The organism is Denitratisoma sp. DHT3, from assembly GCF_007833355.1.
GTDB lineage: Bacteria > Pseudomonadota > Gammaproteobacteria > Burkholderiales > Rhodocyclaceae > Denitratisoma.
On the sequence record NZ_CP020914.1, the window covers coordinates 1,549,313 to 1,565,720 of the forward strand.

Genomic DNA, 16,408 nt, shown 5'->3' on the forward strand with positions numbered 1-16,408 from the left:
ATTACCCGTCGAAAAGACCGGGCTGAAGCCCGGCGTCCATCATTCAACCTAGACCTGCGACCCATGATTCTGCCGTCCACCATCCGGGGCAAGCTGCTCCTCGCGCTGATTTTGTCCATTTTCGGCCTGGTCCTGATCACGATCAGCGCGCTGTTTGCCGAGCACTCGACACTGATGGAGGATCGCAAGGTCAAGACGCGGCACCTGGTGGAGTCGGCGACCGGCGTTCTGAACCATTTCCATGCGCAGCAAGCCGCCGGGCGGATGACCGAGGAGGAGGCCAAGGCCGCGGCGCTGGCCGTCCTCAAAGACCTGCGCTACGAGAAGGACGAATATTTCTGGGTCAACGACATGGCCCCGCGGATGGTGATGCATCCGATCAAGCCCGAACTGGACAATCAGGACTTGTCGAACTTCAAGGATCCGCACGGGACACTGCTGTTCGTCGAATTCGTCAACGCGGTGCGCAAGGACGGCGCCGGATTCGTCCCGTACGAATGGCCCAAGCCCGGCTTCACCAAGCCGGTACCGAAGATTTCCTATGTGTCCGGTTTCCAGCCCTGGGGCTGGGTCCTGGGGTCCGGCATCTATATCGACGACGTGCAGCGCATATTCCGGGAGCGGGCGCTGATCCTGACCGGAATAGCGCTGGCGGCGCTGGCCTTGATCGGCGGACTGCTGTACTTCCTGATCCGCAACATCACCGGCTCCATCGACGCGATCAACCAGGCGATGAGTTCCATCGAGCGATCCAAGGATCTCTCCTGCCGCGTGGCCGTGCACGGCAAGAGCGAACTCACCCAGATGACGCAGGTGTTCAACCGCATGGTGGGCAGCTTCCAGGAAATCATCCGCCAGGCCATCGACAACTCCCATGAGGTCATGGAGCTGGCTTCCCGGCTTTCCGGGGCCGCCCACAAGGTGGCCGTCGGCTCGGCGGAACAGAACGATGCCTCGACCACCATGGCCACGGCTCTGGAGGAAACAAAGGCCAGCATCACCCAGGTGGCGGGCAACTCCGCCGACGCCCGGGAAATCGCCGAATCCGCCGGAAGCCTTTCCGCCGAGGGAGAGCGGATCGTGCGCAACGCCGCCGACGAAATGACCAAGATCGCCGGGGCGGTTCAGGACTCCGCGGAAAAGATCCAGGCCCTGGGCGACATGTCCGACCAGATTTCATCCATCATCAACGTCATCAAGGAAATCGCCGACCAGACCAATCTGCTGGCGCTGAACGCCGCGATCGAGGCGGCCCGGGCCGGCGAGCAGGGGCGAGGATTCGCCGTGGTCGCGGACGAAGTGCGCAAGCTGGCGGAGCGCACCACCCAGTCCACCCTGGAGATCGGCCGCATGATCGACAGCATCCAGAGCAGTACCGTCGAGGCGGTGCGCAGCATGAGCGAAGGCAGCGCCCGGGTCGAGGAAGGCGTCACCCTGGCGCAGGATGCGGGGACGTCCATGGCGCAGATCAGGGAAGGCGCCAACCAGGTGATTCACGCGGTGAGCGACATCGCCCACGCGCTGATGGAACAGGAAACCGCGACCCAACTGGTGGTGGAGAACGTCGAGCGCATCGTCCTGATGGCCGACCGCAACTCCGCCGAGACCGCCGAAATCGCCGGCTCCGCGGAGCGCATGGAACTGCTGGCGCGGACCCAGCAGCAGGCCCTGAGCCAGTTCAAGGCCTGACCGCGCGGCCGCAGTCAGGAAAGCGCCCCCGGAGGGGGCGAGCCTTTCCAGTCAGTGAAGCCCCTCTTTGACGGGCAGCGGCAGCACCGCGATTCCTTCGTCCAGCAGCTCGCTCACCTCGACCAGTGAAGCTTCACCGCGGATGTTGCGCGCCGGCGCCTCGCCATAATGGATCCGGCGCGCCTCCTCGACGAAACGCCCAGCCACGTTCTCGCTGCCGGCGACCAGTTCCATCCAGGCCCGCGCCAACTGCTCCAAAGGCTGGCGCCCGGACCCAGGAGCGGCATCGCCACTCCCATTGCGCAGCACGCGCGGCGCCGACGGCAGCCGGGAGACATCGGCGCTCGCGCAGACCGGACAAGTCACCAGATGCCGCCGGACCTGATCCTCGAAGGCATCGGTCGACGCGAACCACCCCTCGAAGCGATGCTCGGCGGTGCATTGGAGATTCAAAACGATCATAGGGTCTCAATTAGCGTGAAATGGAGCTTTTCCGCTGCGCCGCCGCAAGGAAAAGCGGCACGCGGCGCCAGCCGCATCCTATCGGTACCGCCACAGCGTCCCCCGTGATATCGAGCGCAGCGAGCCATATCGCCCCCCCCGGAGGGGGGCGAAGGGGGGCGAGCCAAACTGGTGCCCGGAATCGGACTCGAACCGACAAGCCTTGCGGCGGCGGATTTTAAGCGACAGCATCACTTCCGCACCGGGCATTCTCTCGGCTTGGATACAGCTTGCTGTAGCAGGTTTTCCGTAGAGCCAACACCTTGGATCATATGCCGGTGCGCGACTTAAACCGCCCCGGTTCTCTTTCGCCTGACTCCTAGCAGGCTCCTGGAATCGGGGCCTATCGGGAGCATCTTATGGCGAAAATCAAGCTAACCAAAAGCGCTGTTGACGCTGCACAGGCGCAGACCTGCGACGTTGAACTTCGGGACACGATTGTTCCGGGCTTCTTGTGCAAGATTACACCAAGTGGCCGAAAGGTATTCATGCTTCAGTACCGCACGAACTCCGGCGTGCGCCGTAAGCCGGCGCTGGGCCAGTTTGGCGAGCTGACCGTCGAGCAGGCAAGGTCGCTGGCGCAGGACTGGTTGGCTGAAGTCCGGCGTGGCGGCGACCCCGGACACGACAAGGCCGAAGCCCGCAAGGCGCCGACAGTCAAGGAGCTGTGCGGCCGTTTCATGGAGGATCACTCAAAGGTGCGCAACAAGCCGAGCACCCAGGACAGCTACCAGTACCAGATCGACAAATACATCGTCCCGGCCTTTGGCTGCAAGAAAGCCCACGAGGTCACGCGCCACGACATCACCGCGCTGATGAAGCGTATGGAGAAGTCCCCCACACAGGCCAATCGCGTGCTGGCCTGCGTGCACAAGATGTTCAATCTGGCCGAGCTTTGGGGCTATCGGCCCGACGGCTCGAATCCATGCCGTCATGTATCGAAGTACCCGGAGAAAGGTTCAACCCGCCTCATCACCGACGAACAGATGGTCAAACTGTTCGCCTATCTGGACAAAGCGGAGGCCGAAGAACTGGAACATCCGACCTACCTGCTGGCCATTCGCCTGCAGTTTGAGTTCGCAGCCCGCATGTCGGAGATCCTGCTGTTGCAGTGGGACTGGCTCGACCTACCCAACAGCCGGGTCGTCTGGCCGGACAGTAAGACCGGCGATATGTCCAAGCCGTTGAGCGCTGAAGCTCGCCGCTTGTTGGAGAACGCACCTCGTTATGGCAAGTCGCCCTACGTCTGCCCAGCGACCCGCAACCACGAAAAGCCGCTCAGCCCCCACGCCTATTACAGCGCTTGGCGGCGCATCCTCGATCGCGCCGGTGTGCCGAGAATTGGCACCCACGGCATTCGCCATCGCTCGGCGACCGACATTGCCAATTCTGGCATCCCCGTTAAGGTCGGCATGGCGCTGACCGCGCACAAGACCGTGGCGATGTTCATGCGCTATGTCCACACCGAGGACGACCCGGTACGCCAGGCAGCCGAATTGGTGGCGAGTCGGCGCAAGTCGGTCATCAGCACGCGCCAAACACCGATGGAGGAGACCGCATGACCAATGGACAACGACCCGCTATGCAGGCCCCGATTGCCGTATTGGCGTCACGACAATGGGGGTGGCGCCCTTCCCTGCCCGACCATCGCGGCGGAGGTTTGAAAACCATGCCCGTTTCGGGTATAGTTTGGAGGTCAAGATGAAACGCATCCTCAAGCGAAAAGACTTTGCACGGTGGCAGGCAGGCGAAAAGCTGCCCGACGCCGCCTTATGCAAGGCGGTTCAGGAGATGGAAAACGGTCTGATTGACGCAGACTTGGGCGGCTTCCTTTACAAGAAGCGGGTTGCCCGCCCTGGTGGTGGCAAGAGTGGCGGCTACCGCACGTTATTGTCGGCCCGGATCGGCAGACGCTATGTGTTCCTGCATGGGTTCCCCAAGAGCGACAAGGCGAACATCACGCAGGACGAGAAGAAGGCACTGCAATTCGCCGGCAAGGTGTTCCTGGAACTGTCCGCCGAAGCATTGTCGAAGGCGTTGCAGTCAGGCGTGTTATTGGAGGTGCATTGTGAGCAAGATCATTGAATCCCTGCGTGGCGATCTGGCCGCGCTCCACGAAGCGGGAGCGATCGGCAAGGTAACGATGCGCGAGTTCGACACGATCTGCCCGCCGCCGGTGCGGGAGTTCAGTGCTTTCGATATCAAGCGGCTGCGTGAAGCCTTGAAGTTTAGCCAGCCGGTGTTCGCTCTTCATCTACACACGTCGGCCTCGACCGTGCGCAAGTGGGAACAAGGCGAAACCCATCCCACGGGGCCAGCGCTAAAGCTGCTCAACGTCATCGCCGACAAGGGCCTGCAGGCCATCATCTGATGTCTGACGAGCGAGAAGTCATTGACGACGCGACCTACCCCTCCAGCCCTGCAGCACGCTGACGCTTCATGCTCGCTAAGGCCGGACGCGGCCTGAGTGGCCCACCTATAGTTCAGAACTGTCCGGTTTTTTGAAGAACATCACGCGGTTTGCGAAGCCAACCGGGAGCCACTCACGGAGGTAGATCGCCTCCGACTCCACGAGGCAAGACCGGACCCTTCGCGTCTCGCACCATGTAATCGCTAGGGGCCGACCAGAGCCCGCCGAGCGATCCTGGCGACATCCCTTTACTCCGGTTACTATTTGATTTGGATAGCCAGAGGGACAAAGGGAGAGCACATCCAGTGCTGACAACAAATACGGCAGCAGAACTTTTTCGGCACCTGAGCGCGGAGAAAGCCGTGCTCTATCGCTGCATCATGGATGTATTCGCTGCGGCCAAGCGGCAGTACCGCCTCCAATTGCGGCCTGATGAGGTGCTCGCTGAAGCCAACTGGTCCGGTTCTCCACCACGTCTCGAAGAAATTAGCAGTGCTCTGGCCCAACTGGCCGAGTGGGGCAACCTTGAATCCCAGCCCGACACTGCGCGCGTGTCGTCGCTGAATGACTTCTACCGTGCCCGGTTTCTCTATCGCCTCTCCCACGGAGGCGAAGCGGTGGAAGCAGGTTTGACGGTCTTTTTCCAGACCTTGTACCGTCGTGCCGAGCTACAGACCGTCGCCCTGGAAGACATTACCAGCCGCCTTCTTGCTCTGCGTCAATTGATTGACGACACCACGTCGCCCAATGGCCCTGACGTTGCCAAGGTGCATGAAGTGTTGCGCGATCTGGTCCGCGTTTTTGAAGATCTGGCCGAAAACGCACAAGCCTTCATGGCCGGCGTGGCTCGCAGCCTAGAGCTGCAGCAGGCTGATGCGAATGCGGTCATCACCTACAAACGACGCCTGATCGACTACCTTGAGCGGTTCATGGGCGATTTGGTCCGCCGTTCAGAGGCCATTGCCCAGCTCATTCAATACCTATCCTCCCGCATCGATCACATTTTTCTGCAGATTGCTGAGCGCGAGGCAACCGACGCGGCACCGGGTGATACCCAAGACCTGATAGACGAAAAAATGCGTCGCTGGCAAGGATGGCGAGAGCGATGGAAAGGACTTCAAGGCTGGTTCCTGTCAACGGGAGCGGAACCGCCTCAGGCGGAACTGCTGCGCGCCCGGGCACGGGCAGCGATCCCCCAGCTATTGGGCGCCATCGCGGCCATGAACGAACGGCGCAGCGGGCGCAGCGACCGTTCGGCGGACTTTCGGATGCTCGCCCAATGGTTTGCGGCCTGCGAAACCGAGAGCGAAGCGCACCGCCTTGCGCGTGCAGCTTTTGCGCTCCAGCCTGCCCGACATTTTTCACTGAACACGCAGCCAGAAGACGATCTTCCAGCGAGCACCTCCTGGATGGATGCGCCGCCTTTGCAGATCAGCCCGCGCCTGCGTGAATACGGCGAAGCAGCGCCCCGTGGCCCGCTGGCCCGGGTGCGTGACCGCAGCGCTGATCGGGCGTTGATGGCGCAACAGCTCTCGGAAGAATCGCGCCAGGTGGAGGCGGCACGGCAGCGCCTGGCCACCGGTCAACCGATCAAGCTCTCTGATCTGGGGGATCTGGACACGCACGCATTTGGCTTGTTCCTCAGCCTGCTGGGAGAAGCGCTGGCCGAGCAGGCGCACCCGGACCAGATGGTGGAGCGCCAGACAGGTGATGGCCTGCTTCACATACGGATGAAGCCCTTGGAGGTGGACAGTCATGCCCACATCACCACATCAAGCGGCGTATTCTCGGGTCGCGACCACCTGCTCACAATCTCCCTGACCCAGGAGTCGATGTGAACATTCGCGTTGCGCCAGGAAAAGATAGCCAGCGCATTGGGGATCTCCAAAAGGCGCAACAGCAAGACGAGTTCAGCAGAGGCTTGCGTGCCCTTTTGATGCGCCCCTTGATGGCCGCGGGACACGAGGACTTTTCTGCAGTACGGCGCCAAGCCGAACGGTTGAGAGACTGGTTCGCCAGGGAAACGGGCTGGCCTTTGCACGTGGATCGTGAAGGAGCGCGACTGTTCAAACGCCCTGCCAACCTCAGCGACGATACGCGAGGGATTCCCTCTTACGACAAACGGCGCTATGTATTGCTCTGCCTGGCCTGCGCCGTGCTGGAACGCGCTGACCCGCAGATAACCCTTCAACTGCTTGGCGAACGCGTGATGCAGTGGGCTTCAGAAACCACGCTGCAATCGCGAGGCTTTGAGTTCACGCTTCGCACTGCCGCAGATCGGCGTGACCTTGTCGCTGTCTGCAGAACCTTGCTTGAGCAAGGCGTTTTGCAACGCGTAGCAGGAGAGGAAGAGGGCTTCATTCACGATGGCAATGGAGCACAGCACGACGCTCTTTACGATGTGCAAAGGCGAATGCTGGCCGGTATGCTGGCCGCTGTGCGTGGTCCCTCTACCTGGCGCTCCGAGGATGCGCCCATTGAGTTCGAGGATCGTCTGCAGTCTCTGGTCGTCGAACACCAGGTCGAGAGCGAACAGGGGCGACGTGACGCCTTGCGCCACCACCTTGCTCGACGTCTACTGGACGATCCCGTGATCTACACCGCCTCGCTCGATCCGGATGCGCAAGCGTATTTCATCAATCAGCGAGGCACTATGGCCAGCCGTCTATGCGAAGCCGCTGCCTTGACCGCTGAGCAACGCGCCGAGGGGCTGGCACTGACCGACGAATCCGGTCAGTTGACTGATGTCTCGATGCCTGCAGAAGGCACCGAAGCGCATGCCACGCTGCTGGTGGCCGAACATCTTGCACAACGCCTACGTCTCGATTCCGGATCCGCAGGAACCACGGACGAGGCGATTGCAGCTTTTTTGCGTGGAGCCGTCGAGCGGTATGGCCGCTATTGGCGCAAGTCGGTGCGAGAGCCCGGGGCGGAACGGGAACTGGCCGACATCGCACTGGACAGGCTTTACAAGCTGCAATTGGTCCATCGCGAGGACGGTTGGATTCACCCCCTCCCTGCCATCGCAAGATTTGCGCTCGGAGAAACCCAGGTACGCCCACCGGCATCCCGCCCCGGCCAACTAGATACGCTGTTTGACGAATGACCGACACTCTCTTCAACCCACAGCTGCCGCATCGCCCAGCCCTCCCCGAACCCCAGCGGGAGCGCTGGCAGCCGCTGAGGCTAGGCCTGGTCGAACTCTTTCACTATGACAGCGAGGAATTCTGGTTCAGGGACGGCCATTTGCTCCTGCGCGGCAACAACGGGACAGGCAAGTCCAAGGTGCTCTCGCTGACCTTGCCTTTCCTGTTCGATGCCCAACTGCGGCCTTCCCGCATTGAGCCCGATGGTGACAACGGCAAAAGGATGGCCTGGAACCTTCTGATGAGTTCCTATCAGCGACGTATCGGCTACACCTGGATCGAATTTGGTCGCCGTACCGCAGATGGTGATACGCACTACCTCACACTGGGCGCCGGCCTGTCGGCTGCAGTAGGAAAAACACAGGTGGACAGTTGGTTCTTCCTCCTTGAGGGTGAGCCCAGTGACTCTGGTCCCCGCATTGGCCAGGATATCTGGCTTACCAATGAGCAGAGGATGGTTCTCACCCGGGAGCGGTTGCGCGAAGCGCTTGAAGGGCAAGGTCGCGGCAAGGTTTTCGAGAACGCTCACAGCTACCGTCGTGCGGTCGATGAACGCCTGTTCCAGCTCGGAATTAAGCGCTATGAAGCGCTGATGGACACCTTGATCCAGCTACGTCAGCCCCAGTTGTCAAAGAAGCCGGATGAAGCAGGTCTGTCGCATGCGCTGACCGAAGCGCTACCGCCCATGCCGACCGAACTGCTCAGCGATGTGGCAGAGGCCCTCAACCAGCTGGAAGAAGATCGCATTCAGCTGGAAGAGATCCGATCACTGGAGCGGGCTATCAAACATTTCGAACAGCGCTATCGCACGTACGCAGGCACGGTCACGCGACGTCAAACGCGAGAACTCAGACAGGCCCAGACGGGGTTCGACAACGCAAGTGAAGGACGCAACAAAGCACACGCAGACTTGAAGGATGCCCAGTACGTAGAGGATCAGGCCAAAAACGATCACACAGAGACAAAACAACTTCTGGCCACTGCCCGGACTCGTCTAGAAACGCTTCAAAGCGATCCGGCCAATCAAGATGCCAACCGTTTGAGTCATGCTGAAACCGATACCAAGGAACGGAAGACTGAAGCTGACGCCGCAGAAGCACTCCGTAATCAGGCCCGGCAGCACCTGACCCGTGAGGAAGAGCGCAGCCGCCGATCAAACCAACGCTCCACGGAGGCCAAGACTGAGCTCCTGACAGCACGCGCTCGCTGCGCCGAAGTAGCTGAAATGGCGACCACGGGCTCCGCACTATCGGACAACCTACTAATCGCCCTTGCGCCGGAAGAGCTGCCCCGATTGGCGCCAGCAGAAATCGCACGAGCGGCAACTTTGCTACGCGATGCCACCAGCAAACGCAGGGAGGAGATTCGTCATCTGGAGCTGCGACATACTGCGGTAAATGTCAAGCAACAGGCGCTGGTCAATCTGCAGGCCTCTCAACGAGATCGCCAGGCAGAGCTGGAAGATGCGGCAGAACGCCGCGCTGAGGCCGATCTGAGTACCGAAAGTGCTGGCAACGAACTGATCGATGCGTGGCACGCCCATTGTTCCAGCCTGACTCGTTTGCACCTTGACCCTGTTGCCCCACTGGAACAGCTTGTTGACTGGATTGCTCGCCCGGAAGGTGCCAACCCCATTCAAGAGGCCTTGAACGAGGCATATCGGCTATCGACCCAACACCACGCCAGTCAGCACTCGACGTTGACCACCCAACAGAACACCCTCCAGTCTGAACGAGCAGAGCTCAGCACCGAAAGGGACCGATTGCTTGCCGGCCACGATGCGGTTCCCACGCCGCCAGCCATGCGGGCAGCAGGTGTCCGCGATGGACGCCCTGGGGCTCCATTGTGGCGACTGGTTGACTTTCAATCTGAGCTCGACGCAAAGCAGCGTGCAGGGTTGGAGGCTGCACTCGAAGCCTCAGGCCTGCTGGACGCCTGGCTGGCTCCCGATGGCGCATTGACCGACGAACACGGTGCACTACTGCTTGACAGCTCATGGGCACGTCGCCCCCCGGTCCTTGGTAACAGCCTCGCGAGTGCGCTGTATCCCGTCGTACCTCATGACAGCGCAGTGACCTCGGCACTTGTTACGTCCTTGCTCACTACCGTGGCGTTCGGGACGGTAGACCAGGGCGAGAGTGAATCGTGGATCAGCGAGCAAGGCGGTTACCGCTTGGGTGCCCTCGCCGGCGCTTGGCAGAAGCCACAAGCCGTCTTCATCGGTCACACAGCCCGCGCGAACGCGCGACAATGCCGTCTCAACGAAATTGCCGACTCCCTGGGTAAGATCGAAGCCATGCAGGAGGAGTTACAGCAAAAATTCCAGAACCTTGTGCAGGACAGACAAGAAGCGGAGCGCGAATGGAAGGGAGCCCCGTCCGAACATCCGCTGCGCGCGGCGATTCTCGCCGCAGCCAGTGCAGAGCGGGAGGTTCTCCAGGCTCGCCAGCGTCTTGACGCCGCTGATGCCCAATGTCGAGTCGCTGAAGCGGAACTTCAGTCCGCCCGAGAGACATTGGAGCGCGATGCCGCTGACCTTCAACTGCCCTCGGTGCTTGCAGACTTGTTGCCTATCAATGGCGCACTGGATCGATTCGGCGACGCGCATCAGCAGCTAGCCCTGGCAACACGGGAATGGTGCAGTGCCTGGCCTGACTATCAGGTGCAACAGGAGCGCGAGAAAGAGGCTATTGAAACCTTGAGCGAACGGGAGGCATCGTTCCTCACTGCCAGCGAGCGCGCAGCGCAATCAGCTGCTCGGTACGAAGTACTAAAGAACTTGATTGGCGCAAAGGTTGAAACACTGCGTCAGCAGCTGCAAGCTGCGTCCGCAGAAGTCTCGGTTGCTAATGGTGCGTGGGAAGCCGCCCAGTCAGCATTGACCACGGCAAGCGAAAAGCGTGCGGTGGCGGCAAGCCAAGCAGATAGCGCCGATGCAGTGCTGACTGAGCGAACAGCCACCCGCGCACACGCCATAGAACGTCTGCAGCGATTCACTGAGAGCAGCTTGCTGGCGTCCGCTCTTCCGGATTTTCCGCTTCCGGACGGGAATATCCCCTGGACCATTGATCCAGCCCTGAATCTCGCTCGCCGGGCGGAGCAGGCCCTCGCCCACATTGCTGACGACGAGGCTGCATGGAGCCGTATTCAACGGCAAATTGCTGAAGACCTGACTGAGTTGCAGCGATCACTCAGCTCGCTGGGGCATCAGGCGACCTCGGAACCCAACGACTGGGGGTTCTCCGTCCATGTCACCTACCTGAACAGGCCTGAGCGACCCGATGCCCTCGCCAATCGACTGGCCGACGAGATCACGCAACGAAGTGAACTGCTTACCGCCAAAGAGCGGGAAGTTCTGGAAAACCACTTGCAGGCGGAGATCGCTGCCGAGATTCAGCGCTTGATGCGCGCGGCCGATAAACAGGTGGAAGCAATCAACGAAGAGCTCCGAAAACGCCCCACGTCCACGGGAGTACGCTACCGTCTGCAGTGGCTCCCTCTGACACCAGAACAGGGGGCGCCAACCGGTCTTGATGTTGCTCGCGAACGCCTGCTCAACAGAAGTGCTGACATGTGGTCGGCAGAAGATCGGAGCGCGGTGGGTGCGATGCTCCAGCAGCAAATCGCCGCGGAGCGCGCACGTGCAGATTCCGACATAACTGGTTCAAGCCTGGTCGAACAATTGGCAATGGCGCTGGATTATCGCCGCTGGCATCGATTCAGCGTACAAAGGCATCAGGACGGCCAATGGCGCAAGCTCTCCGGTCCCGCCTCCAGCGGGGAACGCGCACTCGGTCTGACCGTCCCCCTATTTGCGGCCATTTCCAGCTTCTATGGGCGAGGAGGTAGTCCGCACGCGCCTCGCCTGATGCTGCTCGATGAGGCGTTTGCAGGCATCGACGACGCGGCCCGTGCGCATTGCATGGGACTGATACGCGAGTTCGACCTGGATTTCGTGATCACCAGTGAACGCGAGTGGGCCTGCTACGCGGAGCTGCCTGGCGTATCGATCTGCCAACTCCAACGTCGTGAAGGCGTGGATGCGGTATTTGTCTCCCGTTGGGCTTGGGATGGTCGAGCCAAGCGGCGAGAAGACGACCCGGACCGCCGCTTTCCTACGCAATGACCCATATGGCGAACGATCCTGGTATTGATCCAAGGCTGATCCGACGGCTAGGGGGCACTGAGCTTGCTGGCTTGCGGCAGCGGATGAGGCGGCATTTCGAGCGCTATGGACTCAACCCGGAAAAACCTGTTCTCCATCTAATCAACCTAAACGCTGTTGAACACGAGGCCTTGGCTCTGCTCATCGGTCTCTCTTCCCGTTCCACACGATCTGTCCGAATCGACATTGCAAGACTCGACGCAGTACTGCGTGATGCCGGTCTGGCCAGCTCGCTTCATGAAGCCTTAGAAAAACTGGATGGCCCCATCGTGAACCGAGCGGAAGCCAAGGCCGAGCTGCAGTCACGTTGGTCCCGTGTCACGGACGATCAAGGGCTACATCCCACGCTGTGCGCGTGGTTGCAGGGAGCATCAACCGTCGGCCTGCTCAAGCGGGTGTCCAAACAATCCCCTCAAACTGCCCATCAACTCCTGCGGCAAGCACACATGATCATGGGCCGCCTGCCGGCCCAAGGTCTGACACGCGCCCAACTCGCTGCCGATACGCTCGGCAACGCGCATGCACTCGACAATGGACAAGCAGTGGCAACAGTTGTGCTGGCAGCATTGCAATATGGTGCCAACAACGATAAACAGGAGCAGCCCCCTTCGGAGGAAGCAGATGGCACTCCTCGACCAACTGAGCGGGTGCGAGATATCTGGGCTCGATCAGGCGTACTCGTCAACGAGTTGGCCCGCCCTGCCCTATTCCTGAATTTGCCAGTCCGCACACCATCAGCTTCACTAGCCGCACAAGGAGAACCAGGCTACCTTTCCCTGCGTCTGCTCTTGAGAACCCCGCCTGTCTGGGACGTTGCGGATCAGATAATCTATGTCTGTGAGAACCCCAACATCGTCTCGATTGCAGCGGATCGACTAGGCACAGCCTGTGCCCCACTCGTTTGCACCGACGGCATGCCTGCCGCCGCTCAGCGGGTGTTGTTAAAACAGCTGGTCGACTCAGGGGCTAAGCTGCTATATCACGGCGACTTTGATTGGGCCGGGATCCACATCGCTAATAACGTCATGAAGCTCTACGAATGCAGCCCCTGGCGCTTTGGGGCCGCGGACTACTTACAGGCGATCGAGTCAGCGCCGCCTAAAGATCGAGACTTGGAAGAGACCGGTGTTGCTGCTTCTTGGGATCCGGATTTGATTGAGGCGATGCAATCACGTGGGATGGCCATCGCTGAGGAGGCTGTGGCATCCCTGCTGGTCAACGATCTACGATGATCTATGCCGCTGTGTTTGCTTTGCCGCCCTTTTTCGAGGCGCCGAAGAAGGCAAAGACGGCAAGCACTCAAACAGGCGTTCCGCATAGACGAACTCCTCACAAGCCATACTTCCATTTCCTGTTCTTGAAAGCCGGTTCGGTACCTTCGAGGATTTCGACGACCCTGGCCTTAATCACTGGCGACTCGATGCCGCCAGAGATGTAGTTGAAGGTGTTCGTCGCCTTGTCGCATGTGGCGCAGATGATCTGCTCGGCGTCGCACACGACGGCGAGGTTGGGGTTGTGGGTCACCATGATGACCTGGCGACGTTGCTTGGCCGCTTTGATGCATTTCACGAGCACCTTGAAGATCGTCTGGTTGTCGAGGTTCTCTTCCGGTTGGTCGATGATGATAGGGATGTCGTCCTTGTCCACCAGGAGGTAAAAGACAAGCAGAAGCAGTCCGCGCTCGCCAGGCGAAAGCTGGCTGATTTCCTGCTGGTCGAACGTTAGCGAATATCTCGGCGCGAGGTAGCTCATACCGAATAGGTAGTCGAAGATGTCCAGGGGATCGCCGCCACGCCGGAGCTGGTCTGCGATCTTCGTTTCGCGGCCACCGCCTGATTCGCGACGGTCGAAGTGGAGCATGTCATCGATGGTGTCGAGAAATTCCAAGGTGGAATCCACGCCCCCAAAACTGACCTCCTTCAACAACCCGCGCATGAGCTGGTTGCTTTCGTCCACACCAGAAAAGCTGCCACGAGATTGGCGGTTGATTCGCGGGAAAAACTGCTCTTGGAAGTTGGACTCTTCGATGCGCACATCGAAATCCAGGGGTAGATGCATGTCCATCTGGGCAGCTGACTTGACGAATTCCTGCACAGGCTCATACAGCCGGCGGTATTCCTCAACCGTTTTGACAATCTGCTCGTGTACTTTTTTGGCCAGCTCCATACGGCTGGCCCTCAACCCCGCGAGCTTGGCTGGAAGGGCGCCCAGCGACTCGATTTCTGCCTTGAACCATTCGATTGATTGGGCCTTTTCCTTGTTGCCCACGAGTTCTTCCTTGGCTCGCTCCCACTTCGCAACCTGCTCTTTGAAGAGGACGAACAAGCGCTGTTTTTCGCCGAGCTTGCTCTTGATGTCGGCAACGGCAGCCTCGGCCACTTCGCGCCTCTTGTTGAGGCTAAATGGGTCTTGGTTGGTAAGCGCCACGTCGACGCTCGTGATCGAATCTTTCGCCGCCCTGCTGAGCGCTTCAATTTTCGTGGTGTCGATCTTTAAATCCACCAGCTCGTCCGCTTTCAAGTCCCCGCCAACCTCCGCCAGCATCGGGGTCAACTCGGCAGCGAACTGGTCGTGGGCTTTTTTGTGGTTGGCGATGGTTTGGGTGATCCGGCTCAGGACGGCTTGTCGCTTTGCTTCCGTGGCCTTCTTGTCTCGGAGCTGCTTTTCCTCGTCGCGCAGTTTTTTGAGTTCGTCTTCCAGGGCTTGAATCTTCTCTGTCGCAACCTTGGACTCTTCCTTGGCTGCGTCCGATGCTGTGGGATCCTCGACCTGCGCGGGCTTTGCTCCTTCTAGGGCAGTCAACTCGGCGACCTTGGCGTCGAGCTGCTCTTGAAGGGACTGCTTGAACTCATTCGTAAGGCGGCGCTCGGTTTGCAATATGTCGGCGTTGGCCTTCGATATTTCTTTGAGTACTTGCTCGCGAGCACTGTCGATCTCGGCGACTTTGAAATTGAGCAGCTCGTCCATGGAGCTGTAGCCCAAGCGGGCCTCTTCCGGGACGTGCGTGTAAATGATCTTGCGCAGTTCGGTGTCAAACGTCGCTGAGCCGCCATCGCCAAGCTCGTTGCACAGCGTCTCAAGGTAGCTTTGCGGCAGATATTTGACCCGCTCCACGCTAGTGTCGGGTGGGTCTTGGTCGAGATGCCGCTCTGACTCTGTGCCGTCGTGCCAGCCAAGCGCGCCGACGAAGTGAGGGGCGAGCTTGTTTCGTGGGTTTCTGAAGCGCTTATCGTTCAGAAATGAGAAGCTCTTGAAGTTTTTGGTGTCGCCCGCCAGCGCTGCAATGTCGGCCATGGCGCTCTTCCCGCTGCCCTTGTTACCGATGATGGCAACCAAGTCGTGACTCAGCGGCATGTCAATATCAAACCAAGTGTCTGCGAGCGAGGAACCAGGCTTGCGGTTGACCCGAATTTTGGACACGTATTTCGTGCGATTGGCCTCGACAAGCAGCCGCTTGGGCGGCGTGTCTCCGATGAACACCCGGTCTTCGAATTCGGTGATGGCCTGCACCAGTCCGTCAAAGGTTGGATCGGCTTTGATCCAGGTGAAGCAGTTGCCGACGCGATCCTTGTCCGTAGAGCTGCTCAGGGCGTGGGCGTCAGAGCAGTCGAGCAGCGTGGCCTTGACGTTGGAGTCCGAAAGTTTCTTTCTCGCCGCATCATAGGCGGCGGGGTTGGCCGCAGCGGTGAAAACCAAGTTGGCTTGGTTGATGATGTTGCGCTTTTCGGCGATGGACTGGTCGTCCCATTTCAGGTTGTCCCACTCGGTCTTGCCAATTGCGATCAAGTATTTTCCTGCGAGATAGTGCCGGTCAAGTGCTTCGACAACCTTCTCCAAGCTCACGCACAGGTTGTTGAATCCCTCCTGTAGAGGAGGTGCGTAGTCGGCTTTCTTCTCGGGTGGCGCCGAGTCGATGATCATTTGCCCGAGCTCGGCCAAGCTGTCTCGGGTTATGACTCCCTTCCATTTTCCATTCCAATTAGTGGAATCGGGAATTAGCTGATAGCTGGGGGCCAGGGAGCCCAGAAATTGCTGCCGAATGACCTCGGGGTCCAGCGCGTCGAAGACGACGTGCAGGTTGATGCGGTTCCAGCCGGATTGGGAGTAAGTTCCATCTTTGTCCTTCTTGACCACCCCGGCAAACTTGTCCAGGCGCAGCTCGATTACTGGCAGCACGAGGTCGATGTTTTTCAGCCGGCCCTGCTCTAGCTTGGCCTTGCGCACGCGCTCGTAGCCGTCAATGAAGATGTAATCATTGATGCCAATTACTTTGAATTCCGTCGGCAGGGCCTCAAGGTCGAGCAGGAAAGCATCCCAAGCCTCTTCGTTCGCCCCAGGGTAGTTGTGAACAATCGACGATGGTGTGTGGACATGCAAGTCCCACTTTTTCCAGGTTGAGCCGACCGGTTCATTTTTCATTCCTCCTCCATCTTCTCGTTGAACGGAAGATACGGCGCCAATGACGGAATTCGGAATACTGTCAGTCATGGTTCTTCA

At 59.7% G+C, this 16,408-nt stretch carries 10 protein-coding genes; 8 read left to right on the forward strand and 2 right to left on the reverse strand.

The window, feature by feature from the left end:
- The first annotated feature begins 63 nt into the window (after positions 1 to 63).
- On the forward strand, positions 64 to 1,689 hold the full coding sequence (locus B9N43_RS07070; RefSeq protein WP_145841597.1) for a methyl-accepting chemotaxis protein: 1,626 nt from the start codon (positions 64 to 66) through the stop codon (positions 1,687 to 1,689).
- A 51-nt stretch (positions 1,690 to 1,740) separates the two neighbouring features.
- On the opposite strand, the gene B9N43_RS07075 is transcribed toward B9N43_RS07070, so the two are convergent.
- Entirely contained in the window at positions 1,741 to 2,151 is a 411-nt protein-coding gene (locus B9N43_RS07075) for a DUF1178 family protein (protein ID WP_145841598.1), read from the reverse strand.
- Between the two features lie 398 nt (positions 2,152 to 2,549).
- Here B9N43_RS07075 and B9N43_RS07080 point away from each other — a divergent pair, with 398 nt between their 5' ends.
- The 7 genes from B9N43_RS07080 to B9N43_RS07110 all read left to right on the forward strand — a co-directional run bounded on the left by B9N43_RS07080 (position 2,550) and on the right by B9N43_RS07110 (position 13,143).
- A complete protein-coding gene (locus B9N43_RS07080; RefSeq protein ID WP_145841599.1) occupies positions 2,550 to 3,752 on the forward strand; it encodes a tyrosine-type recombinase/integrase in 1,203 nt (400 codons plus the stop codon).
- 139 nt (positions 3,753 to 3,891) lie between these two features.
- Positions 3,892 to 4,275 carry a type II toxin-antitoxin system RelE/ParE family toxin gene (locus B9N43_RS07085; protein WP_145841600.1) on the forward strand — a complete coding sequence of 128 codons (384 nt, stop codon included), beginning with the start codon at positions 3,892 to 3,894 and terminating at the stop codon, positions 4,273 to 4,275.
- The gene (locus B9N43_RS07090; protein ID WP_145841601.1) at positions 4,259 to 4,561 is read left to right on the forward strand and encodes a helix-turn-helix domain-containing protein; all 303 of its coding nucleotides are present in this window, start codon (positions 4,259 to 4,261) and stop codon (positions 4,559 to 4,561) included. Before B9N43_RS07085 ends, B9N43_RS07090 begins: the two co-directional genes overlap by 17 nt.
- A gap of 344 nt (positions 4,562 to 4,905) precedes the next feature.
- Positions 4,906 to 6,438, forward strand: a complete 1,533-nt coding sequence (locus B9N43_RS07095) for a TIGR02677 family protein (protein WP_145841602.1) — start codon at positions 4,906 to 4,908, stop codon at positions 6,436 to 6,438.
- Entirely contained in the window at positions 6,435 to 7,706 is a 1,272-nt protein-coding gene (locus tag B9N43_RS07100) for a TIGR02678 family protein (RefSeq protein ID WP_222428832.1), read from the forward strand. Before B9N43_RS07095 ends, B9N43_RS07100 begins: the two co-directional genes overlap by 4 nt.
- Entirely contained in the window at positions 7,703 to 11,872 is a 4,170-nt protein-coding gene (locus tag B9N43_RS07105) for a TIGR02680 family protein (protein ID WP_145841603.1), read from the forward strand. Before B9N43_RS07100 ends, B9N43_RS07105 begins: the two co-directional genes overlap by 4 nt.
- Positions 11,873 to 11,955: 83 nt before the next feature.
- Positions 11,956 to 13,143, forward strand: a complete 1,188-nt coding sequence (locus tag B9N43_RS07110; RefSeq protein ID WP_145843478.1) for a TIGR02679 family protein — start codon at positions 11,956 to 11,958, stop codon at positions 13,141 to 13,143.
- Between the two features lie 97 nt (positions 13,144 to 13,240).
- On the opposite strand, the gene B9N43_RS07115 is transcribed toward B9N43_RS07110, so the two are convergent.
- Positions 13,241 to 16,399 carry a TrlF family AAA-like ATPase gene (locus tag B9N43_RS07115; protein ID WP_222428833.1) on the reverse strand — a complete coding sequence of 1,053 codons (3,159 nt, stop codon included), beginning with the start codon at positions 16,397 to 16,399 and terminating at the stop codon, positions 13,241 to 13,243.
- Between the last annotated feature and the right edge of the window lie 9 nt (positions 16,400 to 16,408).

What these genes read in the sequence shown, in the direction of transcription:
- B9N43_RS07070 (WP_145841597.1), top strand. Translation starts at nt 64, where the DNA reads ATGATTCTGCCGTCCACCATCCGGGGCAAGCTGCTCCTCGCGCTGATT.
- B9N43_RS07075 (WP_145841598.1), bottom strand. Translation starts at nt 2,151, where the DNA reads ATGATCGTTTTGAATCTCCAATGCACCGCCGAGCATCGCTTCGAGGGG.
- B9N43_RS07080 (WP_145841599.1), top strand. Translation starts at nt 2,550, where the DNA reads ATGGCGAAAATCAAGCTAACCAAAAGCGCTGTTGACGCTGCACAGGCG.
- B9N43_RS07085 (WP_145841600.1), top strand. Translation starts at nt 3,892, where the DNA reads ATGAAACGCATCCTCAAGCGAAAAGACTTTGCACGGTGGCAGGCAGGC.
- B9N43_RS07105 (WP_145841603.1), top strand. Translation starts at nt 7,703, where the DNA reads ATGACCGACACTCTCTTCAACCCACAGCTGCCGCATCGCCCAGCCCTC.
- B9N43_RS07110 (WP_145843478.1), top strand. Translation starts at nt 11,956, where the DNA reads ATGAGGCGGCATTTCGAGCGCTATGGACTCAACCCGGAAAAACCTGTT.
- B9N43_RS07115 (WP_222428833.1), bottom strand. Translation starts at nt 16,399, where the DNA reads ATGACTGACAGTATTCCGAATTCCGTCATTGGCGCCGTATCTTCCGTT.